This window comes from Nonlabens sp. MB-3u-79, assembly GCF_002831625.1.
GTDB lineage: Bacteria > Bacteroidota > Bacteroidia > Flavobacteriales > Flavobacteriaceae > Nonlabens.
In genome coordinates this window covers 2,605,429-2,629,771 of sequence record NZ_CP025116.1, presented here as the reverse complement: position 1 = coordinate 2,629,771, position 24,343 = coordinate 2,605,429, and the positions used below count along the sequence as shown (strand labels likewise).

At 32.8% G+C, this 24,343-nt stretch carries 21 protein-coding genes; 2 read left to right on the top strand and 19 right to left on the bottom strand.

Annotation, left to right across the window (positions count from 1 at the left end):
• Positions 1–345: 345 nt before the first annotated feature.
• The 9 genes from CW736_RS11670 to CW736_RS11635 form a co-directional block, all read right to left on the bottom strand.
• Positions 346–1,071: an ankyrin repeat domain-containing protein gene (locus tag CW736_RS11670; RefSeq protein WP_101014247.1), complete on the bottom strand. Its 726-nt coding sequence runs from the start codon at positions 1,069–1,071 to the stop codon at positions 346–348.
• 105 nt (positions 1,072–1,176) lie between these two features.
• Positions 1,177–1,392 carry a hypothetical protein gene (locus CW736_RS14140; protein WP_157810950.1) on the bottom strand — a complete coding sequence of 72 codons (216 nt, stop codon included), beginning with the start codon at positions 1,390–1,392 and terminating at the stop codon, positions 1,177–1,179.
• 350 nt (positions 1,393–1,742) lie between these two features.
• Positions 1,743–2,048 carry a hypothetical protein gene (locus CW736_RS11665; protein ID WP_101014245.1) on the bottom strand — a complete coding sequence of 102 codons (306 nt, stop codon included), beginning with the start codon at positions 2,046–2,048 and terminating at the stop codon, positions 1,743–1,745.
• Positions 2,049–2,085: 37 nt separating this feature from the next.
• Complete coding sequence (locus tag CW736_RS11660) at positions 2,086–2,553, bottom strand: hypothetical protein (RefSeq protein WP_101014243.1); 468 nt, start codon at positions 2,551–2,553, stop codon at positions 2,086–2,088.
• A gap of 226 nt (positions 2,554–2,779) precedes the next feature.
• Positions 2,780–3,283: a hypothetical protein gene (locus tag CW736_RS11655; protein WP_101014241.1), complete on the bottom strand. Its 504-nt coding sequence runs from the start codon at positions 3,281–3,283 to the stop codon at positions 2,780–2,782.
• A 166-nt stretch (positions 3,284–3,449) separates the two neighbouring features.
• Positions 3,450–4,424, bottom strand: a complete 975-nt coding sequence (locus CW736_RS11650) for a leucine-rich repeat domain-containing protein (protein WP_157810949.1) — start codon at positions 4,422–4,424, stop codon at positions 3,450–3,452.
• A gap of 169 nt (positions 4,425–4,593) precedes the next feature.
• Entirely contained in the window at positions 4,594–5,022 is a 429-nt protein-coding gene (locus CW736_RS11645; protein WP_101014237.1) for a hypothetical protein, read from the bottom strand.
• Positions 5,023–5,250: 228 nt separating this feature from the next.
• Positions 5,251–5,970: a DUF2071 domain-containing protein gene (locus CW736_RS11640; protein WP_101014235.1), complete on the bottom strand. Its 720-nt coding sequence runs from the start codon at positions 5,968–5,970 to the stop codon at positions 5,251–5,253.
• A gap of 155 nt (positions 5,971–6,125) precedes the next feature.
• Entirely contained in the window at positions 6,126–7,310 is a 1,185-nt protein-coding gene (locus CW736_RS11635; protein ID WP_101014233.1) for a hypothetical protein, read from the bottom strand.
• An 890-nt stretch (positions 7,311–8,200) separates the two neighbouring features.
• Between CW736_RS11635 and CW736_RS11630 the strand changes: the two genes are divergently transcribed.
• Together CW736_RS11630 and CW736_RS11625 are read left to right on the top strand one after the other, a co-directional pair.
• On the top strand, positions 8,201–13,210 hold the full coding sequence (locus CW736_RS11630) for a T9SS type A sorting domain-containing protein (protein WP_101014230.1): 5,010 nt from the start codon (positions 8,201–8,203) through the stop codon (positions 13,208–13,210).
• 4 nt (positions 13,211–13,214) lie between these two features.
• A complete protein-coding gene (locus CW736_RS11625) occupies positions 13,215–15,002 on the top strand; it encodes a T9SS type A sorting domain-containing protein (protein WP_101014227.1) in 1,788 nt (595 codons plus the stop codon).
• Between the two features lie 530 nt (positions 15,003–15,532).
• Here the strand turns inward: CW736_RS11625 and CW736_RS11620 are convergent.
• The 10 genes from CW736_RS11620 to CW736_RS11570 all read right to left on the bottom strand — a co-directional run bounded on the left by CW736_RS11620 (position 15,533) and on the right by CW736_RS11570 (position 24,199).
• The gene (locus CW736_RS11620; protein WP_157810948.1) at positions 15,533–16,096 is read right to left on the bottom strand and encodes a hypothetical protein; all 564 of its coding nucleotides are present in this window, start codon (positions 16,094–16,096) and stop codon (positions 15,533–15,535) included.
• Between the two features lie 760 nt (positions 16,097–16,856).
• Positions 16,857–17,531, bottom strand: a complete 675-nt coding sequence (locus CW736_RS11615; protein WP_101014222.1) for a DUF6794 domain-containing protein — start codon at positions 17,529–17,531, stop codon at positions 16,857–16,859.
• A 200-nt stretch (positions 17,532–17,731) separates the two neighbouring features.
• Entirely contained in the window at positions 17,732–18,235 is a 504-nt protein-coding gene (locus CW736_RS11610; protein ID WP_101014219.1) for a hypothetical protein, read from the bottom strand.
• A 221-nt stretch (positions 18,236–18,456) separates the two neighbouring features.
• Positions 18,457–19,119: a hypothetical protein gene (locus CW736_RS11605; RefSeq protein ID WP_101014217.1), complete on the bottom strand. Its 663-nt coding sequence runs from the start codon at positions 19,117–19,119 to the stop codon at positions 18,457–18,459.
• A gap of 87 nt (positions 19,120–19,206) precedes the next feature.
• Positions 19,207–19,530 (bottom strand): hypothetical protein, encoded by a 324-nt coding sequence (locus CW736_RS11600; RefSeq protein ID WP_101014215.1) that lies wholly within the window; start codon positions 19,528–19,530, stop codon positions 19,207–19,209.
• 274 nt (positions 19,531–19,804) lie between these two features.
• Positions 19,805–20,557, bottom strand: coding sequence for a hypothetical protein (locus CW736_RS11595; RefSeq protein WP_101014213.1), 753 nt, complete (start codon positions 20,555–20,557; stop codon positions 19,805–19,807).
• Positions 20,558–20,988: 431 nt separating this feature from the next.
• On the bottom strand, positions 20,989–21,309 hold the full coding sequence (locus tag CW736_RS11585; RefSeq protein WP_157810947.1) for a hypothetical protein: 321 nt from the start codon (positions 21,307–21,309) through the stop codon (positions 20,989–20,991).
• A 181-nt stretch (positions 21,310–21,490) separates the two neighbouring features.
• Positions 21,491–22,594, bottom strand: a complete 1,104-nt coding sequence (locus tag CW736_RS11580; RefSeq protein WP_157810946.1) for a hypothetical protein — start codon at positions 22,592–22,594, stop codon at positions 21,491–21,493.
• A gap of 243 nt (positions 22,595–22,837) precedes the next feature.
• Complete coding sequence (locus CW736_RS11575; protein ID WP_157810945.1) at positions 22,838–23,407, bottom strand: hypothetical protein; 570 nt, start codon at positions 23,405–23,407, stop codon at positions 22,838–22,840.
• A 132-nt stretch (positions 23,408–23,539) separates the two neighbouring features.
• Positions 23,540–24,199 (bottom strand): hypothetical protein, encoded by a 660-nt coding sequence (locus CW736_RS11570; RefSeq protein ID WP_101014201.1) that lies wholly within the window; start codon positions 24,197–24,199, stop codon positions 23,540–23,542.
• Positions 24,200–24,343: the final 144 nt, after the last annotated feature.

The following is a 24,343-nucleotide window of genomic DNA, read 5'->3' as shown; positions in this document are numbered from 1 at the left end:
TTCACGCGCTGTTTAACGCAACACGGAGTGCATTGTATATATAATCTCAGTAATGGATCGGAGAGAGGCTTTACTATTTACTTCGGAATTATATACCGAGTATTATGGTAGCGTTGGCCGTAGCTTGGGGTTTTTGTGCTATTGTAGGTAACGGTTTAGCTATGAACAGTACGGGGGCAAACTAGCATTTGCTTTCCGCCACGCACATAGCAAAATCTTTTTGTTTTGTTTTTTCTTTTCCTTGTTTAAAGCAAAATCCAAAAGATTTTGCGGACTTCATAAATATACACAGACTATTCGTTTAAGCCCGAAGCCCGTATTGTTTATAGGTTTTGTTGTCATTAGTTATTTTAGCGCGGTCTTAATCAGATTCTTAATTTTTTTGTCTCCAGTAGCGTTTGCAATTTCTTTTGTGCTTAACCCTTTACCATCTTTGAAGTCTAACGGACAATCATATTGAAGTGCGAGCTCCACCATTTTAGGGTTTTTTGTTTTGATTGCTTCATGAATTATGCATTCTCCGTCTCTAGCTAGAATATCAACTTTTGCACCCTTCTCGAAATAGAATTTAGCAAGACTATAATTATTGCTGTAAACCGCTGCGAGTAAAGGAGTTCCTCCATCATTTGCGGTAGATTCCATATCTGCGCCAGCTTCAAGTAACATTTTTATAAACTCAATAGTGCCCTTTTTAGAAGCAAATCGAATCGGTTGTTGGTTACCTACTTCTGCTGATTTCCAGTTTACATCCGCACCGTTTTTTATTAATATTCCGACACTCTCCGTTGCATTAGCCATAGAACCTACAATTATCGGGGTCAGACCTTTTTTAGTCAGTCCATTAACATCGGCTCCATTTTCAATTAAGATTCTTACAGAGGTAGTATCATTTTTAAAAACCGCCATCCATAAAGGTGTTAATCCGTTTTCATTAAACTGTTTAGTCCCTTCTCCATTTTTTAATAGAGTTAGCAACTCATCTTGGTTACCAGACTTAATACTATTAAAAATGTCTTGTCCATTCGTATAGTTGATAAACAAAAGGAGAATGGTTGTAATGATATATTTCATGTCTTTTTGTACTTGTTTTATAATTAATGACAACGGTCTCGGTTATGATTTCGTTGCATGAAAGTAAGCCAAAAACCTGATGCCACAAAAAGCAGCCCAGCTCTTTTACTTTATTTGTGGTCTGTTTTTTTTACAGACGACAGTTTTTATTAAACGTTCAAAAGGGCTGCGGCTGTAGATCCAATCACTAACAGCCATTGGCAAGCTCTTAACTTGCAATGAATTATAACCGTTGTTACCTACTGTAGCACCACATACGCATATTCCATAGCTAGTAAATATTTGGAGTGTTGCGGTTCTAAGGGTCTGATATATTTTCATTCTCTGAGTTCTAATAGAAAGCCCTGGCGAATGTATTTTAACGATCTAGGTGTTTGTATGATCCGGGTTTATTTTGATCTCTAAGAGCCGTTCACGGGATTTTACCGCAACACGGAGTGCATTTTATATATTATCTCAGTAATGGATCGGAGGGAGGCTTTACTATTCACTTCAGAATTATATACCGAGCATTATGGTAGCGTTGGCCGTAGCTTGGGGTTTTTGTGCTATTGTAGGTAACGTGTTTGTATAAGATTAGTTGCGTGGTTTAAGCACTAAAGTTAGTAAATAAATCACATATAGAAAGTCCGCGAGGACTTTCGTAAGTAGGCTAGAACTAGCAATTAATTTTATACGGTGTTGGCAGTAGTTTTTATTTTTCGTTTGTTTTTATTCGTTAAATATTTATAAATTCCAAACCCTAAAATTCCGCCAATAATTAATGATGCTATCAAGTTCAATAAATTCGGACTTGGATGTCCATTGTCAGCACCTCCAGCACTATAAAAAAGATTCATAATTGGATTCATTTCGTTAGTGTGATAGTAACAAATGTCAGGAATTAATAAATCGTAAATTAGCGTAAAACTAATCAGGCATATTAAAATTCCGCCAACCGAAATAAAAATCCATTTTAAAGTTTTACTTTCTTTCATTTAGTAATTATACACGAATACATTGGTAGTAGTTTTTTTAATCATTCCATCCATAAACTACAAATTCTTTATCAGTTGAATTATATCTTACAGTTTCTAAAAATCCTCTTGAATATTTGAACGCATAACCATTTTCTCCTGCTGTATATTCGACACCCATTTTTAAATCAATGTTCTTTGGAAATTCCCCATTGTTATTTTTTGATTTTTCAATTTCTACAATCGCTCTTTTAATTCTAAATCTCTGGATTCTGTCAAATACAAAATCAGAAGTTAGCTGTGATATTACGAAAATCGGAAGTATTGAAAAGACAAATAAAGCTTTTCGTGGATTCAATTTTTTATTTATCAGACTCACAATTAAATAAATCAAAGTCAAAACGAAAATTATTGCAAAAGGAATTAGAAGAAAGAACATTTCAAAAATCAGAATGGAATCAATAAAAGGCACAAAAATTCCGATTAGAATTATTATGAAAAGTGCTATTTTTTTGTTCTTATTCATTAAGGTTCGTGGTTTTCTCAAATTACTGCCAACTGTGATGTATATGGCTCGTAGCGTACAAAATAGCGATTACTTTTCGGTTCAGCACGAGCCAATTTTTTAATTTTATTATTATCTTTTTTCTCAATAAGCCAAATTAAAAAATTTGGTGGACTTGCAAATATGCCATAACTTCGATTAAACAACTAATTAGCTATGAGTTATATACGGTGTTGTAAGCAGTTTTTTATTCATATTCGTACAATATTCTTCTTCCAATATTCTCCGATTTTTTCATTAATATTAATTTTTCAGATTTAAAGATTTGTTCAATTCTCAAAGTGTCATTGGTATCTATTATTTCAGTTCCACTTTTTGAGACTCGAACATTGAATTTTTCTAAATTCTCGTATTTTTTATATTTCTTATCTGAATTTAGTTGGCTTAAAGAATATGTTAGTGGACCTTCTGAAAGATATTTCCAAAATTCTTTTAGATTTCCATTTTCGTCTATCAGATATTTTTTTTCAATATCAAATTCATAAATTCCAATTGAGAATGAGCAATCATTTTCTTTCATTTTTAAAAACGGAACACTCTTTTCAGAACAGTTCATATTATTCGGACTAATTTTTTCATCTAAAACTTTAAATTTCGTAATGATTTTAATAGAATTTGGCAATTCAGTTTTATTGTCTTTACAACTTTGGTTTAGAAACAAAATCAGTATCAATAATAGGATTTTATTCATTGAGTTTTCGGTTTTCTTAAATTGCTTACAACGTGATTGTATATGATTTGTTGCGAGGTTTAAGCACCTAATTTAGCAAATAAAAACCGAATAGAAAATCCGCAAAGATTTTCGTAAGTAAGCTAAAACTAGCAATAAATTATATACGGTGTTGCCACCAGTTTTTTTATTCATATTGGACTGTCACTCCTTTTTGTTCAAATTTTTCAATTGTTTCTTTTATTTCCGATTCGTCAAAATCATTTTCTCTTATTAGCAAATAATTCAGTTTCGGTAAAGTCAATAACGTATCAGGAATTGAAGTCAAATCATTTCCATTTACTGCAAGACTTTCTAAATTTTTAATTCCGCCAATCCATTCAGGAATTGTTTTAATTTCATTATATCCAATTGTCAGTCTTTTAAGTTTTGGAAACTCTAAAATACTTTTAGGGAATACTTTCAGTTTATTAGAATGCACATTTAAATACTCAAGATTTCTCAATTCTAAAAGTCCGTTTGGAAGTTTAGTCAAATTCTGATAATTTATTAAAACCTCTTTTTGGTCAAGATAATTTCCGTTTTCATAACCTACTTTTAGATTGTTTTTAAAATCTTCATTTTTGAGTTTTTCACAAATTAAATCTCCAATTGAATCTCTGTATCTATAATCAACTTCACCCAAGTCGCTTATTGTTCCAACAACGTAATTAAATTTGTAATTTTTTTCTCCGTAACAATTATATTGCTCAAAGTAAGTGGCTGAAAACTTTTCTCCACTACCAACTACAGGAAATCTATATCTATGTTTAAATATTTCCTTTTTTGAAGAAGTTAATAAAATTCCATTTTCGGGAATGAGGATTTTATTATTTGTAAAATAATTACTTTCTAGTTTTGGTTGGTTTTCTATTCCGAAAACTATTATAAAACTCTGATTTTTTCCAACAAAAGGTTCATTTTCATTTGTGAAATAAATTTCACTTCCAACGTCCCAATTTAAATGGTACAAAGTGTGGGATAGAACATAAACAAATATTAAAGTCCATTCAATAATTTGTCGGTATTTGACTTTGAATTTTTTAAGTAAAAAACTTGTTAATAGTAAAATTGAATAAATTCCAAACAACCAAAGTATAGCTCCAATTCCCCAAAATCCCATAATTAGGAATATGAAAATTCCGAAAAGAAAGACTATTAAACTAAATGAATATATTGGATTTCTGATGTTCATTCAAATTGGTGGCAACGTGTGCGTATATGGCAAGTAGCGGCTCTCTTCACAATGATTGACCGCTATTTGCTATATGCGCTGTTGTGTGTAGGTGTTTTTAGTTCAGACTTGTTACTCCGTATTGATTAATTACGTGCTTTTTATTCTTAGCAAGAGAGAATTGCAATTGAGTCCAGGCTGTTCCTTCAATACCTTTAAGTTCAACTCCGTTTTCCGTTTTAGATATCGTAAATAAAAAATCTGCAAGATTATTGTCTTTGTTTTCTGATACGTTTTCCAACTCCGTCATTCCATATTCATCTACCATTTGAGTTTGGTAATTATTCAAGCTAAACGATAAGTCAATCCATGCACTTCCTTCAGTACTCTTCATTTTTATTCCGTTTTCAGTTTTCTCAATGAGAATTTTGAAATCTTTTAATTCTGCTTTTTTTTCTTGAGCGTTTAATTCAGAAGTTACAGTCATAAAAACTACTGTCATTAATATTGTAGAAAAAAGTTCTTTTAAATTCAATTTTGTTTTCATATTTCTAGTTTTAAATTTCAGTTCTATTTTTTTTCACTTACACACAACGGTTGTGTATATGGCTCGTAGCGTGAAAAATAGCGATTACTTTTCGGTTAAGCACTAGCAAATTTTTTAATTTTATTATTATCTTTTTTACTCAATAAGCCAAATTAAAAAATTTAGCGGACTAGCAAATATGCTATAACTTCGATCAAGCAACTGATTAGCTATGAGCTATATACGGTGTTAGGTGCAGTTTTTTATTTTCGATAGTCCAACCCATTCGTGTTCAATATCTTTCATTAATAATGCATTATCAAATTTCACAGATCCTTTTGGAAAAATACTTTCATTCTCAAAAAAGCTTGATTTTACATTCTCAACTTCCAAAAGGGAAACTTTCCAATTATATGCTTTTAATTCAAGTCCATCAAAGTCATTTTTGTCTGGAGAATATCCAATAGAGCCATTTTCAAAGAATTCGGAAACACATTCTAAATTTTCAAATACACTTTTAGTATTCCAATGATTTGTTTCTTTTGCTTTTATTGATAGTGAAGTTTTGTCATCACTAATAAAACCGACTTCGTAGTTTCCGTCTTTTTCGGCTACTTTAAAATTTGCAAAATGGTGAATTCCAGGAAATATAGTTCCACCAGCTAAAGAATTTAATTTAGAAGAAGTATCTCTTCTTGGAATATAAACTCCTTCTTTTTGCTTTCCGTTTTCTGTCCATTCGACTGCAATTCTATGAGCTCCATTTTCCGAGGAAATTCCGATTTGTTTCGGTAAACCTTTCGGTCTGATTTCTTTTAATCTTATCAAACAGATTCCCGCAATTCCTTTTCCGTTTACTAATTTTGGTTTAAAAGGTTTTGGTAAATAATTCTCCAAGACTTCTTTATCAATTTGGTAATTGATTAAAATTCGTCTGTCGATTATTCCTTTTATTTTAGGTATTTTCATATGAGTGAGCAAATTGCACCTAACGGTCTTGTGTATGATTAGTGGCGTGTTGAAGCACCTAATTTAGTAAATACAAACCGAATAGAAAATCCGCTAGGATTTTTGTGAGTAGGCGAGGGCTAGCCATTAATTATACACGGTGTTGTGGCACGTTATTATTCTTTTTCTGTGTCTTGTAATTCAGGTAAATTTGTTTGAATTTGGGAATATTTTTTATTTTTCATTATACTGTCTCTCACTTTTTCTAACTGTTCAATCAATGGTTCAGGAACGTTATATTTCACTCCCAAACTTTTTCTTATTTCAGTATTAGTGTGTTTGTCATATTCTTCCCAGTCAATTTCGGGTGTATTAACAAGGTTAATTTGTTCTCTTATTATTTCTAAAAGTTCTTTTGATTCATTTGAGTTAATATCATAATATTCAAGTTGCCTATATACATCTATTGGATAAGCGTAACGCCAATTTTCAATGGAATTACTTCTATAATACCAACCACCTTCTTTAAAGTTTCTAATCACAATTTTTTGAAGAATAATTGTGTCTAGAGAAACTTTATTGTCTTTAGAAAATGTCAATTTCAAACTCATTACTTGGTCGAGTGAACTTTCGGTGTGCCATTTTTTTAAAGTACTTATTGTTTTTTCTTGAAATTCAATTCCGTATTTAATTTTGGCTTTGGCTAATTGTTGGTCAACATAATTATAATCCGTTTCAAATTTTTTAAAATAAGTATTATTAAGTATTTCTTGATTAACTGACGTTGTGATTTTTAAAGAAAAGGCTGTTAGTAAACAAATTAATAATGAAAAGAGTATCCATTTTCCAGAATGATATATTCGTCTAACTATAAACCAATTTTGAGTAAAAACTACAATTGGAATTAGAACAAATAAAAACCAATATTCTTCAAATAGGTTTAATTGATTATCATATCCAGGCATTGCATATAAAACCAATGGTATAACTGAACCAAATCGAGCAATCATCATTAAAATTAGCCAAAACAGGAAAATAATATTCGTTCCTGCGTATAGTTTATAAATTCGATCTCTTTTTCTTTTATGATTGTTATTTGACATCCAAATCGAGACCGTAATTGAAAGACCTAAAACTGTTCCTAGTGTAGCAAAGAAGTAATTGTAAAATTGTAATTCTGATTCTCCTAGAATTAGTAAATCAGCCGATATAGTTGTGAAAAAGCGAAATAATTCTCGAAAGTAATTAAAAGTTAGCGTAATTATAATGGCAGAAAACAAGCCTGAAAATATGCCAATCCAAAATCTTTGCCTTCCAATATTTTGAATCGAAATTTTTTCTTTGCTAAATTTTCTTATCATTTACGGATTTCATTATAATGTGCCACAACGGTCTTGGTTATGATTTCGTTGCATGAAAGTAAGCCAAAATCTTGATGCCACAAAAAGCAGCCCAGCTCTTTTACTTTATTTGTGGTCTGTTTTTTTTTACAGACGACAGTTCAGTAAATACCTCAAAAGGGCTGCGGCTGTAGATCCAATTACTAACAGCCATTGGCTAGCTATTAACTTGCAATGAATTATAACCGTTGTTACCTACCGTAGCACAACATACGCATATTCCATAGCTAGTAAAAATTTGGAGTGTTGCGGTTCTAAGGTTCTAAGTTATTTTTATCCTGTGAGTTCTACTTTTCATCTTGTGAGTTCTAGTGGAGCGCCTTGGTGAATGTATTTTAACGATCTAGGTGTTGGTGTGATCTGTTGGTGTGATCTGGATTTATTTTGATCTCTAAGAGCCGTTTACGCGATTTTACCGCAACACGGAGTGCATTTTATGTATCATATTGCATAGTTAATGCGACTGAACCTTTTTGTCAGTTCGTATGAATTGTCATAATCACATAAAACGTTTATCTGATTTTCTATATAAAGTTTAAAAATCCATTCGGATTTCTACTATAATCAACTCTTACATATTTATGTCTGTGAACCCTATAGGTATTGATTTTTTTATAAAATATTTATGATTAATCATTTTTTAAAACCAAAATTTAAGAAAACTTTAATATATTATTTAAAACAAATATTTGACATTACTATAGTTTTAAAGTATCTAACCAACATATTACTATTACTTTGAACACTTTACGCTACTGTTTATTATTGTCAGTTTTCTTATTATCCTCTATTTTAAATACCGTTTATTCCCAATCAAACATCAACTTAACATAGACTCAAGTGTAGGGTGTGTGGAGTATGATGATAATGTAGATGAATTTGGCGTATTAGTTCCTATTGAAGAAATAAGCGAGGAAGTTTGTATTAAGTTTTGTGAAAATACAGAAGTAACATTTTCCTTAAGCGATCCTGATGGAAACATAGATAGCATATTATGGGATCAAGCAGGCGGAATTACTTCTTCTGCAAATCAAAACCCAGATTTTACCGTGGTATGGAATAATGTTGCCAATTCCGGAAACATTAGCGTTCAAGTCACTTTGTTAGATGGAACAATAATTAGAAAAGCTATTTGTGTAGAAGTCATCGCAACACCTATTGCAGCTTTTACATTTCTATCTGGACTTAATGATAGGTGTGAAGGAGATTTTCAAGCTGTAAATAATTCATTTGATCCTTCGGGATCTAACTTGATTTCTCATGAATGGACTTTTACCAATACTAATGGAACTGTAATCTCTTCTAGCGATGTAGAGCCTAATGTTTACTTAGGACAAGGAACTTGGACTATTGACCTAACCGTTACTAATGAATGTAATTGTAGTGAAACGACTAGAGAAAGAATTAGAGTTGAAGGAGAAAGTATTTCTATTACTTGTCCTACAGTAATTTGTGAGAATAGCGTGGAAACCTATACTGTTGAGAATCCTGGCTTATGCGATTTATTTGCATGGGAAGTAGAAGGCGGTACTATTTTAAGTGGAAATAATGATTCCATAGTGGAAGTGATTTGGAATGACCCACAAGATGGATTTGGATACCTAAATTTTATACCATCCAATTGCGATGCTTGTCAAAATGTTCCAGTTACTGTAAAAATACCTGTTATTGAAGAAGAAGGTACTATCATAGGAGAAGAAGAACTGTGTGCTGGCGAAGAATATTTATTCTCATTACCGAGATGGCCAGCAACTGTTTTTGAATGGAATTTATTAGATGGTGGTGGAAATTCACTTCCGTTTCCAGTTGATTTTGATATTACAGACCAACCCAATGAGATCGTATTGAATACTACCGATCTAGAGCCTGGTGAATATATTTTGAACAGTAATTACAACAGTCCATTGCTACTTTGTGGAGGATTTGCGCAACGCACCGTATCCATTAGGGATAAACATGTCATACAAGCAGAGACAGAAGTCTGTTTAAATGAAGAAGTAAGTTTTACAACTGAAAATGTAAATAACAATACAGAATGGAGCATATATTTTGAAAACGATCTTATAGATCAACAGACTACCTCTCAATTAATTAATTATTCTTTTAATACTCCAGGAGTATATATTATAACAGCATCTTCTCCAGCACATTGTACGAGTGACAATTTCTTAATAACAGTAATTGATTTACCACCTGCTATAGATCCTAGTATTGCGATTGAGGGAACTTTAGAACAAGTTTGTGCAGGAACTCCATACTCTTATTCTATTGATCTTAATAATGATGATTATTATGCAGAATGGCGCATTGTCGCTAGTCAAGGAACTATTCAAGGAAATACCGAGGGAGAAACTGTTTCTGTCGTATTTAATTCAACAACTTCAACTAATTATGATCTGGAGGTTAGACAAGTTTCTAAAAATGGTGGTTGTGCAGGATCATGGTTAGCCCATCAAATCACACCTTTGTCGATAATTACGGAAATTGATCATTATGATCCAGCAAATCCAAATATAAATCCAAGAGACGGATTTTTCTGTTCCAGCTCTGTTGCTTTTTTTAGAGTTGACTATGAATTAGGTGAAACCTATGAGTGGTTTTTTGATGATGAGCGCTACGGTAGTATCATTGCTGGACAAAACACTCATGAAGTTACCATAATGTTTAATGAACTTCCTATTGGAATATCGCAAGGTAATCCTACTAATTTGAATGTTAGAATTCGTAAATGTGGTCAACTAACTAACATAACTCCTTATCGTGTATCATTAAGTTATGTACCTCCTACTGTATTGACACCACCACAAGATGTTTGCTCTGGCGAAACTACTAATTTTACTGTAAGTTTTGTGAATCTACACCCACAAGCCGATTTAAGCACATGGGTTTTTGATTGGGAATTTTTAGTAAATGGTAGCACAGCTGGTGGCTTTACAGGTATACCAATACCTCAACCGAATGCGATAATTCAAATAACTCCTCAAAACCAACTACTTATTAGTAATGTAGAAGTTCCATTTGTCGACAACCCTACACTATACACATTTAGATTTAATTATAGAAATATGGATGGGTGTACAACATCTGTAGGCAATTTTGTTAATCCAACAACTTTTATACTGCCCAGTCCTAATGTCGACGTCATTGCTTCTGGCGATACATCTTTTTGTAGTGTGGCAGATATAGATGTAACCTTGTCTGCAATTTATCAAAATACGAATTTAGGACCGGTTAATTATCAATGGTTGAGAAACGGCAATATAATTCCTGGACAAACTGGAACGACTTTAGTTGTCAATCCTACTGTTAATCCGTTTTTAGGAGTTGGTAACTATTCTTGCGCAATTTCATTCCCTAACAATAATCCAAATGGATGTGTCTCTATAACCGAAGACATTCCAATAACTATACGAGATTGCTCTGCAGATCCCATCTGTACAAATGAACAAATAGCCATTACATCTGTAAATTGGGCAGATTGTAAAGAAATTCAAGTAGCTGTAGATAATTTTGGAGGTTCTCCTTCTTCCGTAGAATATACTGTTCGCGGCAGTAATTGGGATATAGTGTCTAGTAATAGTACTAGTGCAACTTTAGAATCAAATAGCGATTTGCCAGCTGGAACCTATACCATGCTTGTAAAAGCAATTTATCCAAATTGTAGTACAACCGACTCTGTTCCATTTACTATAGGATATCAAGCAGCAATTGATACTAGCGTAGGTTGTGTTACACCTAACTCTAATGAAATTACTGTAAATAGCACAGGTACAATATTAAATACATACGTAGGTGCAACAGTAAGCTACGGGTTAGTAGGTTTTGGTACTTCTGTCACTAATACATTAGGATCACATACTTTTACTAATGTACCTGATGGAGTTTATACAGCTCGAGTACTTATAAGTGGTCCTGGTGACCCAGTTTGTATAGCTGAGCAAGAAGTTGTTTTAAATAGCCCAGATGCTGCCTTTGAAATATTAGATGCTAGAGAAGCAGCTATAAATACAAACGCTGGACCTATTACACAAACCTGTATGGAGTGTCCTATTTTACTGAGACCCATTAACTCTAATCCCAACCATACCTATACATGGGGATTCTTAACTGATGGCTCTAATACGCAAGTAAGTCCTGAAATTTCCTTACCGGTAGGTATTCAAGATATAAACTTAACAGTTACTGATGAAAATGGGTGCTCAGTTACATCGCCGTTTCAACAAATTGAAGTGACTGAAGGTGTTTTTACAGGTCCTTATTTTGGTTCTGGTACTTATTGTGAAGGTGCTCAAATAGATTTAACTTTTTTCAATACTGGTCAACAAACAATTGCAGCTCCCAACACTATTCCCGCAGAAAGTGGTTATTTATGGATGCTAGAAACTGACCCTGCTCCTGGTATTAATACGGAAGCAATTTATAATCCTACCGTTTCTGGTCAATACTGGGTAAAGCTTAGAAATACTGATTTATGTCTGGATGATATCGATCCTATAAACGTTACTATTTTACCAAAACCATTTTTTGATATAGAACTTCCAGAAGTAGCTTGTGTGGGACAGCCGTACCAAGTTACTGGATTAAGCACTGCCGCTGGTAGTGGGATAGATGAATACCGCTGGATCATTGATGGTACCACTGGCCCATGGTTGAACACATTTCCTATAGAACCTCTAGAAGAAACACAAAATACGGCTGGTACTTACACCTATATTCTCGAAGTAGCAGCAGATAATACTTGTAATTATACAGTAGAAAAAGAAGTAATCGTAACGCCTGTACCTAATCTAGGTGGCATAATCATTACACCAGATTCTTGTAACCCTTATGCGGTTACCCTAAGTGTGCAATCTCCACAGGCAGGTACGTACCACTGGAGTGATGGTTTCACTGGTTATCCTCATACAGTAACTAGAGGTGGTTCTTACCAGCTTACTTTTGTACCTGATAATTCGGCTTGTACGGTGGAATTACAGACTTATTTAGATAAGGATCCTTCTTCCTATCTATGGTATTTTCCTTCTGGATGTTTGGATTTCTGTGGAAAAGAAGATTTTGCTACTCGTGTGATTCCTGGATTATCAGTTCCTTTTCAATCTTGGAATTATGACAGTAACGGCAGTTCTTTATCTGGAACAGGTAGCGTGAACGACTTTGATATTACACCTTTTTTAGGAGCCAATGATGCGATCACGTTAGAATTAGAGAATAGTAATTGTGCGCAACTAAGCGATCCATTAGTAATCACACAAAATGAAGAATGTGGTGATTGTGAATTAGAGCTGGATATCGATTTCATCGAGTTGATCGAGACACCTTTTATTTATTTTGAAATCTATGGAAATCTGGTCAATAATTCTCCTTTTGATCTCAACATACAATTAAGCATTACAGGTGGTAATGGGTTTTTTACACCTTCCTCCATTACTATTCCTTCAGGAAGTAGTTTTAGTCTCAATCCATTGCGATTTACCCCACAAAGTCCTTTCTCTGGTGGTAACCTATTAATAAATATGGATGCCTCACATCGAGAAGGAAATTGTATAACACAGACCGAAGTGAAGTTTCCAGAAGTACAAATAGAAAATGAGAATCGAGAAGGTGAAAAGTCTACTTTGACAATTAGTCCAAATCCTGTAGATCAAAAAGCTACATTTACCTATGAATTATTTGAAAAAGATTTGCAACAGGTACAATTAGAAATTTATGATCTTAATGGTTTAAGAATGTATCATTCTGTACTGAAAAATACAAATGGGAGTATAGAAGTAGAAGTATCTCACTTTAAGCCTACCCAATACATTGTATTGATTAAAAGCAACGGAAAAATATTAATACAAAACTATTTGATTAAAAAATAATAGAATGAAAAAGCTTTTTTTGTTACTTGTCTTACTGATTACCACAATAAGTGTTGCCCAAGAATATACTTGGGCAGCTCGCGGCGGTGGAGATGTAAATTTCGGTAGTAATCCTAACTCTACTAATGAATATGAACATATTAGGGATATAGTTGTGGATAGTCAGAACAACTATTACTTTCTAGCAACGGTTTCTAGTAACAATACTAATTTGAATGGTGTGCCCTTTACAAATTACAATAGACCTAACTTTGGAAATGACACTTTTTTGTTTTCTACAGATTGTGATGGTAATGTGAGATGGCAAAAAACTATAGGTGGACACAATGATGATTTAACACAGCATTTATCTATTGACTCAAATGACAATATTTATGTATCAGGTTATGTTCTGGGTCGGGGATCTTCAAATGATAATTTTATTCATTTTGATACTGATGTAATAATTAATTCGAACTTAACATTAACAACTCCAGGTCCTCATAATAAAAGCTTATTCTTAATTAAATATGATAGTTCTGGAGTATTTCAATGGCTGCAAAGACCACAGCAAGATGCTACTGGAATTTCGGAAGTTCAAAAATCTTATACTTTTGGTCATTATACAGATGCTAACAACGTTACTCACTGGTTGATGACCATGGGAGCAGGTACGCACATCAATGGTGCTTATACTACTGCTACTGATGATTATGCTATTTTTAGGTTTGATGATCAAGGAACGTATTTAGGACAGACTCCTATAAATTTAGAGTTTACTAATGGTAGACCTACTTATTCAGCTGTACTTACAATGGATGAAACGCTTAATCGATACTATATCAGTGCCTATAGAAGACTAGGAACAGGAAATATGTTAGATTTTTTAGGTAGCCCCATAAATAATAATGTTGCACTTGGAGCCGTAAATGCTGCTAATGGTAATGTGTTGTGGCGTATGGAAAATACTGGAGGTAATAATTTCACTGGTATATATGATTTAAAAGTAGATGATCAATCTAATGTTTATTTAAGTGGTAGAAATTTTAGCGGTATTGGATCAGTATCAGATACTTTTGCTGGATATTCCTTTGATCAAACTTCTCTTTCAGGAGGTCCAGCTTCTGGACCTTTCATTATTAAATTAAATTCGCAAGGAAACTTACTTTGGGGTTCTAGTCCATTTTATGGTGCAGAATCTAGTGGTTTTAAAATTGCTTTAAATAATAATGAAGTTGCACTTGCAACGGCATTGCGTATCAATGGTAATTGGGGCTCTCAAAGTTTTACGCGTTCTGGTAGCTGGCAGGATGATCCAGTTGTGGCACGTTTTGATGCAGCTACTGGTAATGTTTTAGGCTTAGAAGATATTTTAGCCCCAGGAGGAAGCCAAGAAATGGCAACCGCCATCGCAACAGATAATTTCGGTAATTATGTAGTTGGCGGTTATTTTAGAAGTACGCTGTTTCAAAATTTTACTGGTATTACTCCTTTACAAATTAATGGAAATGGAGATACTGACTTTTGGTATGCACGCCTTGCTACTACAGACTGTAATGGGGTTCCTTTAAGTATGGAAGAAGAAAATCTTTCTAATGTTTCTATCTTTCCTAATCCAGCTACAGACTTTGCTCAAATAACCGGTGATTTATCGTTTACTTCCTATTCTATTTATAATATCTCTGGACAGCAAGTATTATCAGGTGCTATAGACGATAATAAAATTGAGGTTCTTTCTTTGACTTCAGGAGTGTATTTTTTAAATTTAGAAAGTGATGCTAGTTCTCAAACTTTGAGACTGGTTAAGAAATAGGTTCATGGTTTCTTTCTCGAAAGCAATCTTAATATGAAAAAAACAATACTATTACTTACTCTATTATTAACATCTATAGTTTCTATACATGCCCAAGAATATACTTGGGCAGCTCGCGGTGGCAGTGATGTCAACTTTGGTAGTAATCCGTTTATACGATCTAGATTTATTTTGACCTCTAAGAGCTATTCACGCGATTTTACCGCAACACGGAGTGCATTTTATATATTATCTCAGTAATGGATCGGAGGGAGGCTTTACTATTTACTTCAGAATTATATACCGAGCATTATGGTAGCGTTGGCCGTAGCTTGGGGTTTTTGTGCTATTGTAGGTAACTGTGATGTATATGGCTCGTAGCATGCAAAATAGCGATTACTTTTCGGTTAAGCACGAGCCAATTTTTTAATTTTATTATTATCTTTTTTCTCAATAAGCCAAATTAAAAAATTTGGCGGACTTGCAAATACGCCATAAGCTCGATTGAGCAACTAATTAGCTATGAGCTATATACGGTGTTGCCAACCGTTTTATTCTTTATAAAAATTATTTCCATCTGTTATAAATTTTTCAAGAATAGAATTAACTTGCTCAAGTTTCAATTCATTTTCGGTAATTGATTTTATTAAATATACCCTTTTAAATTCAAACCTATTTTCGAGCATTATCCCACCTCTTATATGCAATATTAAATTATTCGTTAAATCAAAATCGTTAGTATTTATATTGTATCGACCTTTTTTAAATTCCCAAGTTGCTTTGTCGAAATAAGGCATTCCATTTCCACACACATAATTTTTTGATGTGCTCTCTAAATTCAAATTTCCATTATCACTAAACTCTATTATAAATTTGTTTGATTTATCTGTTACAGAATCTTTAAAACTCACAAAATTTAATATTTCATCAGTATATTGAATAGTATTTGTAATCCATTTTTGTGAAATAATTTTCCTTATTTCTTCTACGTCAAGTTGTTCATTCTGTTCAAGGGTATTCTTTTCTTTGTTCTCAATTTGTTGTAATGCTACTAATTCAGATTTCTTGTTTCCTGTGCAACTGGTGAAAATCAAAATCAACATTATTATTTTCATTATTATTCTTTTCATTTCTGTTTTCCCAAATGGTTGGCAACGGTCTCGGTTATGATTTCGTTGCATGAAAGTAAGCCAAAATCTTGATGCCACAAAAAGCAGCCCAGCTCTTTTTCCTTATTTGTGGTCTGTTTTTTTTACAGACGACAGTTTTTAGTAAACAATCAAAAGGGCTGCGGCTGTAGATCCAATTACTAACAACCATTGGCTAGCTCTTAACTTGCAATGAATTATAACCGTTGTTACCTACTGTAGCACCACATACGCATATTTCATAGCTAGTAAATATTTGGAGTGTTGCGGTTCTAAGGGTCTGATATATTTTCATTCTCTGAGTTCTAATAGAAAGCTCTGGCGAATGTATTTTAACGATCTAGTTGTTGGTATGATCCAGGTTTATCTTGATCTCTAAGAGCCGTTCACGCGATTTTACCGCAACACGGAGTGCATTGTATATATCATCTCAGTATTTAATCGGAGGGAGGCTTTACTATTTACTTCAGAACTATATTCCGAGTATTATGGTAGCGTTGGCCGTAGCTTGGGGTTTTTGTGCTATTGTAGGTAACGGTGATGTATATGGCTCGTAGCGTGCAAAATAGCGATTACCTTTTGGTTAAGCACGAGCCAATTTTTTAATTTTATTATTATATTTTTTATCAATAAGCCAAATTAAAAAATTTGGCGGACTGGCAAATATGCTATAACTTCGATTAATCAATCAATTAGCTATGAGTTATATACGTTGTTAGGCATAGTGCTATTCGCTATATATTTCATTCAAAATACTTTCGGTTTGTTGAATTTTCGCTTTGTCCAACTTATCCTTTGTTGTCAAATCGATTTTTTTCCAACCATAAAAATAATCATATATCCATATATAATCAGTTTTAGGATTAGTTTGAATGTAAACTGTTCCCCATTTTTTATCTTTTGTATAATGTCCATAGTTTCGTGAAACTCTAAACTCTAAATTCTGTTCTGGAAATTCTGTCTCTTCAGGCAAACGAGTTAATTCAACTCCATCCCAGTAATCTTTATAATAAGCGATTTGTTCATCCAGCTTTATTTGATTTTCAGTCAATTTTCGATGAAAACTCGTTAAAATTATTCCCGACATATCATCAGGATGATTTATACCAATGGAATTAAAGTATTTTGATAAGTCAGAGTCTTTCCACAATTTCCATTCATTTCGCATTCCAATTCCAAATCCGAAATGTGATTCAGAAACAAAGTCGCTTTCCGTCATTCTTCTAATTTCAGTCTTTAAAGAGTCAGATAAGTCGTTGTCGATTTGATTCAGTGCTTCGTTCAAATTTTTTGGGACATTATTTTCGCTTAACACATTTTCTGATTCAGATTGTGTTGAATTATTACAACTAATTAAAGTTGCAATCATCATTATCAATATCAAAAGTGTTTTTTTCTGCATTATGCCTAACGGTGATGTATATGGCTCGTAGCGTGCAAAATAGCGATTACCTTTCGATTAAGCACAAGCCATTTTTTTAATTTTATTATTGCTTTTTTACTCAATAAGCCAAATTAAAAAATTTGGCGGACTTGCAATTATGCCATAACTTTGAATTATGCAACTAACTAGATATGAGCTATATACGTTGTTGTAAACAGTTATTTATTCAGCACAATTTTCAATCGTTCGTATTCTTTCCAGCTACTACTAACCGAGTGATATTTTAAAATCATCGTTGAGTCATTCATAACTGCTTGATAGTAACTTCCAGCGTGATAGGGAAATTCCATTTTTAATCCGATTTCAAGTAATGAGTTCAAATATTCCGCAATAGCTTTTTCGTGTTTTTCATTCAGCCGTATTGTTTTTCGTTCCGCAATTTTTCGATTTTCGTCATAGGGATTTTTACAGTCAACAATATCTTCTATATATTCCGCATATAGAATTTTATTTTCGCGATAAATATCAAACGATTCATTATGTCCGCCCCATTCGCCACATTCATCAAAACTTGCATTCAATTCAAGTCGGTTTAATCCCATTACATTTCCTAAAATCCGTTTCTGATATTCATCCGCAAATTTAGACTTGGGTTTCTTTTTAGAAGTGCCACAGCTACCTGTAAAAACTGATATTATTAAGAGGAACAGGATTTTTTTCATAATTGTTTACAACGGTTCCGTATATGAAAAGTAGCGCTGAAAGTAAGCATTATCTTTTCTGATTATACACAAGCCGAATTTTTAAATTTACTAATTATTTTATTTTTGGGAATTTGTCAAATTTAAAAATTTGGTGACTTTCCAAAATTGCCCAAACCATTGTTTTAGCAATGACTTGCGCTATTTTTTATATACATTGTTCTACACCGTTTTTTCGCATCCTAACTCATCCATTCCATTCGATGATACACCGCAATTGTATCATTTTTTTTATTTAAAAAATAGTAGTTTTTTCCTTCAGAAAAATTTGTCTCGTATTTTTCTACACTAATTTTTTCAATTCTTGATTCCGTTTTATTGTCATATAAATTAGAATTTATATCTCTTACTAAATCCATTAGATATGAGTTGCCGAAGAAGTCCAAATCGATAACTTCCCCTTTTTGGTAATTCATTATATCTGTTTTCATCTCTAAAAGTCCTTCTGCGTTCCAACTTTCTTCTTTTGCTCTTGCTTTGGCTATGTCTTTGTCAAACTGTTTTAGAACATCTTGGTAGCAAAATTCGTAATCAATACTGTCGAGAGTCAGTTTTAATTTTTTCTTGCATAATAATTGTGAAGTTTTTTTTGTTGACCATATTGATATTGCAGTAAAGGAACTATCAAAGTTATTGTCTGTAGTTCCTTTTAAATCAATCCTTTTTTGAATTACAGTATCTCCACGATACTCATATTCAATTTTTAAAGTATCGCCATAAGTTTTGCTTGATATTTTGTTAGTTATTACAAACGGCGTTAGCTTTTCCTGAACTTCTCTTTTAGGTTCAGATGAGCATCCAATTAAAAGACTAATGAATGTTATTATGTAAAGTGTTTTTTTCAAATGGTGTAGAACGTGTGCGTATATGGCAAGTAGCGGCTCTCTTCACAATGATTGACCGCTATTTGCTATATGCGCTGTTGTGGTTTGTTATTTTTTTCTTTCCTCAAATTCTTTTATTGAAATATTTATCTCTTCTTGGCTCATTTGGTTTCCGCAATAACGACAAATTTGAGCTTCAATTTTAATCGATTCTTTGCATTTATCACATTGTTTTCTTGGGTCAATCCCGTATCTCAAAATTAAATACGCAATCCATCCAGTCATTGGGTGAAATCCAAAAAGCATCCAAAGTTTAGAAACTCCTTTGATTTTCGCCCATTTTAGTCCGAACCAAATTGGAATAAACCAAAAGAAAAATATAATTAGTGTTACAACTATAATTCCAATTACACCTTCAAATATGTTTTCCATAATATTTTTTTATATTTTTAAATAATTCATTTTGGTGGTCTTTATTTTCTTTTTTCAAGAGTTTTTTAATAAACCACAACGGTTGTGTATATGGCTCGTAGCGTGCAAAATAGCGATTACCTTTCGGTTAAGCACAAGCCAATTTTTTAATTTTATTATTATCTTTTTTTCTCAATAAGCCAAATTAAAAAATTTGGCGGACTTGCAAATATGCCATAACTTCAAGCATATAACAAAGAAGCTATGAGCTATATACGGTGTTATGTGGCGTTTTTTACCACAAGTGTTTCAATTCTATTTGGTTGGATTCAATACTAATTATATCATAAGTTGAACCTCTAATTTTGATTAGTGAACTTCCTTCGTCAATGTCTAAATTATTTTTCAATTCTGCCATTTTGATTTTGTCAAAATTCCAACGATATTGTCCATCGCTTTTTGGTTCGTTCTCGTTAGTTCGCGTAAGAATAACTTCCTTGTTTTTTAACGCGCCATTTTTCCAGCCTGAAACATCCCAAATCCCTTTGAAACTTTCGACAATTGAATCCGCTACAAATTCACGTTTATTTTTAAGTTCGGAAAACTTATTTCCAAAAATTTTCTTTTCTAAACTATCATAGTCAATTCCATTCCAGTCACAGTTTCCGATAATATTTATTTGTTTTTTGTCTTCAATTTTAATTTTATATCGGTCAATTGAGGTTGAAAGAAATGAGCAGGAATCTTTTTGGGATTCAGCGTAAGATATAAACTCATTTATTAATTGAAGTTCGGATTTTCCAATCTCGGTAATCCAAGTCGAGTCAGTTTTTGAACCGTAATAGTAATAAGGTTTTTCTTTGATTGCTCTAATTCTTGTACTGTCTTTGAGGATTGACATCCGATGCAAAATCATCATTTCATCACCTGTTACAAAGTCAATTTGAATATTCGAAAAGTCATTCAATGCTATTTTCTCCACTTTCTTTTCATTTGTATTACACGAAGAAAGTAAAATCAAAGAAAGGATTGTTAAATGAAATCTCATAGTTTTTTTTCAAATGCCACATAACGGTTGTGTGTATGATTAGTGGCGTGTTGAAGCACCTAATTTAGTAAATACAAACCGAATAGAAAATCCGCTAGGATTTTTGTGAGTAGGCGAGGGCTAGCCATTAATTATAAACGGTGTTGCCCACAGTATTTATTTCGGCCATACTGCATATAAAAATAGACTTACTAATATCAATTCCGTTATGTTTAAAGTCATTCTGTTTTTAATAATTAGCGATAGTAAAAAGTCAAAAAATATTCCGAATAGCCCAACTCCAATTCCAACTGCCATTGCGATAAGTCCATAGCCAAAAGGGTCATTCACAGCTTTAAAGTCAAAAATCATTATTAATAGACAGAACAATATTAAGAGAACTGAAAAAACTGATAGGACCGAAATCCTTTTAAATAATAATTTTTTCATATTCAATAAATAGGTGCGTCAAATTTTATAATCGTTGTGTCTTTTTCTACGATAAAGTCAACCCAATGGTCAAGTGAACCTCCATTCGTATAATATCCGCCTCCATTTATTTCCTTTTTTCCGTTCGCACGAGTAAAAGTCAGAGAGTATGCTCCGTCAGTTTTGTTTTTCCGCATTGATAAGAATTCCGTCACGCTTTCATTCGGTTCGATTCGGTCAATTTTTATTATCTCCAGTTTTTCTGACGTTGTAAATTCCACATTAGTTATCGGTTCACTTGAGTCATTTTTAATTTTCATTTCAATTCCGTTTTCTTTGAACATAAAACAAGAGTTCAAAATCAGAATTATCATTATTGCGAGCAGTTTCTTCATATTGTGGGCAACGGTTGTGTGTATGATTAGTGGCGTGTTGAAGCACCTAATTTAGTAAATACAAACCGAATTGAAAATCCGCCAGGATTTTTGTGAGTAGACGAGGACTAGCCATTAATTATACACGGTGTTAGCGGCTGTGATTTTCGTTCCAATCTAACAATGTAATTTCATTATCCTTAATTATCATTACCGAAACTTCACGGTCAATCGCGATTCCATAGAAGTCCATGTTTATCAATGTGTACTTTCCATATGTTTTTGTTATTGGGTCGTGAGTATACTTGTCATTATTGAATAAAGGATTTACGATTTGTATTTCTTTTCCGTTTATTTCAGCTAAAAAAGTACTATCATTTAGATGTGCAAGAAATAAACGCCTTTCGTTATTACTAAAAGTAGAAAATAACTGAATTCCGAAAAGGTCTATTTCTTTCGAGTATTCATTTGTTTTATCTTGATAACCTAAACTTCCTCGTTTAATTTTTAGCTCATTATTTGTTGCTTTAGTCATTTTTTTCGGGTCGTTAATTATTTTAATTTCCGATGTTCCCATCATATGACCTAAATGTGCAAGAATTTGATACTGTCCATTTTTTTTGATTACTGTATTCGCACAAGTTGATTCCGTAAAATATGTTTCTTTGCTTTGTCTGTCGAAAAAGTAAATAGTTCCTCCAAATTCGCCACTACATTTTCGGTAAACAATAAAGTTGTCATCTGACAATAAAATTGATTGTTCATCTACTGGTATTTTTATATCTGCACTTTTCCATTTTATCCCATTCCATTGGTATAAACCGCTCAATAAAATTGATTTAGATTTAGCATATAATCTTCCATCTATAACCCAATGATATTTGAATTTTTTACTGTTAAGTTCGTTTTCGAGTTTTTTATTTCTAGAGTAGTCGTTTAGATTATGACAAACAAATTTACCATTACCAAATAAGGATATGAGATTGTCTTCATAAATAACAGAAAATGATTTTGGAAAATTTATATAATTGTCATCCCAATCATCAAAGTCGTCGGTGTAATATGGATTGTCGAGAACGAGTGTGTCGATTTTATAGTAAATAGGATTTTCGCTGATGGAAACGTTGAATTCTTTTGAACGATATGGTAATCCAATCGGTTCAATCGCCTCGGGCCAAGAGCTGTAATTCTCAAAATGTTCTTTTAAATTTTCAAACGAGACTTCTTGCGCCGAAATAAAAAGGGGCAAACTCAAAATTAGTATTATGTACAGGTATTTTTTTATCATTGCCGCTAACGGTTGTGTATATGGCTCGTAGCGTGCAAAATAGCGATTACTTTTTGGTTAAGCACGAGCCAATTTTTTAATTTTATTATTACTTTTTTTATCAATAAGCCAAATTAAAAAATTTGGCGGACTTGCAAATATGCCTAGACTTCGATTCATCAACTAATTAGCTATGAGCTATATACGTTGTTGTACACCGTTATTTTCGCGTCAACATCCGCAATAATTTTCCACGATAGTATTTGATTCTGTTTCTTTAATTTCATAATAACATCCAACACCTTTATCAGTAGGTTCAAATTTCGATTTGTCAGAATTCCAACTATGTTCAATATCCATTGGTGAACTTTTAAAAATCAGCTCAATCCATTGATTTAAACTTTCTCTATCTGTTTTTGGAAGAACAAGTGAGATTGAAATTCCGCCTGCCTCTTTGCATTGTTCAATCGAGTAGTTAATTCCGTTTTCAAAGGCTTGATTAAAAGAGCAAATGCTATAGCCTGGATAATTATAATATATAACTTCTCTTTTTTTGGCAATAGAGTCATAGTTTCTATTCAGGTACATATAAATCACATCGTCAGCAAAATTTGTACGTTTCATTTCCGCATTCAGTTCAGTCGCATTTGGTTTAGCTATCTTAAAATTCTGTGAGAAAATTATGATTGGAAACAAGAAGATTATTATTGCGAAGATGTTTTTCATAATGGTGTACAACGGTTGTGTATATGGCTCGTAGCGTGCAAAATAGCGATTACTTTTCGGTTGAGCACGAGCCAATTTTTTAATTTTATTATTACTTTTTTTATCAATAAGCCAAATTAAAAAATTTGGCGGACTTGCAAATATGCCTAGACATCGATTAAACAATTAATTAGCTATGAGCTATATACGTTGTTGCCAGTAGTGTTTTTATTCATACTGCAAGCCCAATTTCTTAAACCTCGATTTCGTGTAGTCGCTTTCAAAATTCAAGGTGTCGCTATAAATGAATGTCTTAATTGACATCTTATTTATATCAATCTTAGTTATAATCGGTTGTTTTTCATAGGTGTTTTCTAAAAGTACAATGATTGAATCATTCTGCCAAAATATGTTTTCTGTCCATTGAGAAGGTCCTCGAAATGCTATTCTGTCAACTGTTTTCTTTTTAATATCCACAAGATTTATTTCTTGGTCTGGCGAAAATAATATTTCCTTGTTTTCATTTAATGACCACCCGTAACTATCAAAATCAACATATTTCGCTTTGTCCTCTCGAAATATTAAAAAGTCAGAATAAATTTGGTCAAAATTTGAGTCAAAATTTCCAAATACATTTCCCTGAATGACATTCAACTTGTTTTTTGATTGGAATTCAAATTTGTTTAATGAAAAGTCTGGTTCAGAGTTTTCGTAAAAATTAACCCATTCGCTTAATGTGATGTTCGAGTCTTTTTCTAAATCCAAATGCTCTTCATTAACATTCAATTCGGTATTTGGTTTTTCAGTAGATTCTGTTTTTTTCTTATTCGAATCAGAACAGGATACAAACAAAATTACGATAGTATAAATGTAGAATCGGTTTTTCATAACATTACTGGCAACGGTGATGTATATGGCTCGTAGCGTGCAAAATAGCGATTACTTTTGGGTTGAGCACAAGCCAATTTTTTAATTTTATTATTACTTTTTTTTATCAATAAGCCAAATTAAAAAATTTGGTGGACTTGCAAA

Excerpts from the sequence above, each read along its gene's own strand:
- CW736_RS11670 (WP_101014247.1), bottom strand. The coding sequence starts at position 1,071 with ATGAAATATATCATTACAACCATTCTCCTTTTGTTTATCAACTATACG.
- CW736_RS14140 (WP_157810950.1), bottom strand. The coding sequence starts at position 1,392 with ATGAAAATATATCAGACCCTTAGAACCGCAACACTCCAAATATTTACT.
- CW736_RS11665 (WP_101014245.1), bottom strand. The coding sequence starts at position 2,048 with ATGAAAGAAAGTAAAACTTTAAAATGGATTTTTATTTCGGTTGGCGGA.
- CW736_RS11660 (WP_101014243.1), bottom strand. The coding sequence starts at position 2,553 with ATGAATAAGAACAAAAAAATAGCACTTTTCATAATAATTCTAATCGGA.
- CW736_RS11655 (WP_101014241.1), bottom strand. The coding sequence starts at position 3,283 with ATGAATAAAATCCTATTATTGATACTGATTTTGTTTCTAAACCAAAGT.
- CW736_RS11650 (WP_157810949.1), bottom strand. The coding sequence starts at position 4,424 with ATGGGATTTTGGGGAATTGGAGCTATACTTTGGTTGTTTGGAATTTAT.
- CW736_RS11645 (WP_101014237.1), bottom strand. The coding sequence starts at position 5,022 with ATGAAAACAAAATTGAATTTAAAAGAACTTTTTTCTACAATATTAATG.
- CW736_RS11640 (WP_101014235.1), bottom strand. The coding sequence starts at position 5,970 with ATGAAAATACCTAAAATAAAAGGAATAATCGACAGACGAATTTTAATC.
- CW736_RS11635 (WP_101014233.1), bottom strand. The coding sequence starts at position 7,310 with ATGATAAGAAAATTTAGCAAAGAAAAAATTTCGATTCAAAATATTGGA.
- CW736_RS11625 (WP_101014227.1), top strand. The coding sequence starts at position 13,215 with ATGAAAAAGCTTTTTTTGTTACTTGTCTTACTGATTACCACAATAAGT.
- CW736_RS11620 (WP_157810948.1), bottom strand. The coding sequence starts at position 16,096 with ATGAAAATAATAATGTTGATTTTGATTTTCACCAGTTGCACAGGAAAC.
- CW736_RS11615 (WP_101014222.1), bottom strand. The coding sequence starts at position 17,531 with ATGCAGAAAAAAACACTTTTGATATTGATAATGATGATTGCAACTTTA.
- CW736_RS11610 (WP_101014219.1), bottom strand. The coding sequence starts at position 18,235 with ATGAAAAAAATCCTGTTCCTCTTAATAATATCAGTTTTTACAGGTAGC.
- CW736_RS11600 (WP_101014215.1), bottom strand. The coding sequence starts at position 19,530 with ATGGAAAACATATTTGAAGGTGTAATTGGAATTATAGTTGTAACACTA.
- CW736_RS11595 (WP_101014213.1), bottom strand. The coding sequence starts at position 20,557 with ATGAGATTTCATTTAACAATCCTTTCTTTGATTTTACTTTCTTCGTGT.
- CW736_RS11585 (WP_157810947.1), bottom strand. The coding sequence starts at position 21,309 with ATGTTCAAAGAAAACGGAATTGAAATGAAAATTAAAAATGACTCAAGT.
- CW736_RS11570 (WP_101014201.1), bottom strand. The coding sequence starts at position 24,199 with ATGAAAAACCGATTCTACATTTATACTATCGTAATTTTGTTTGTATCC.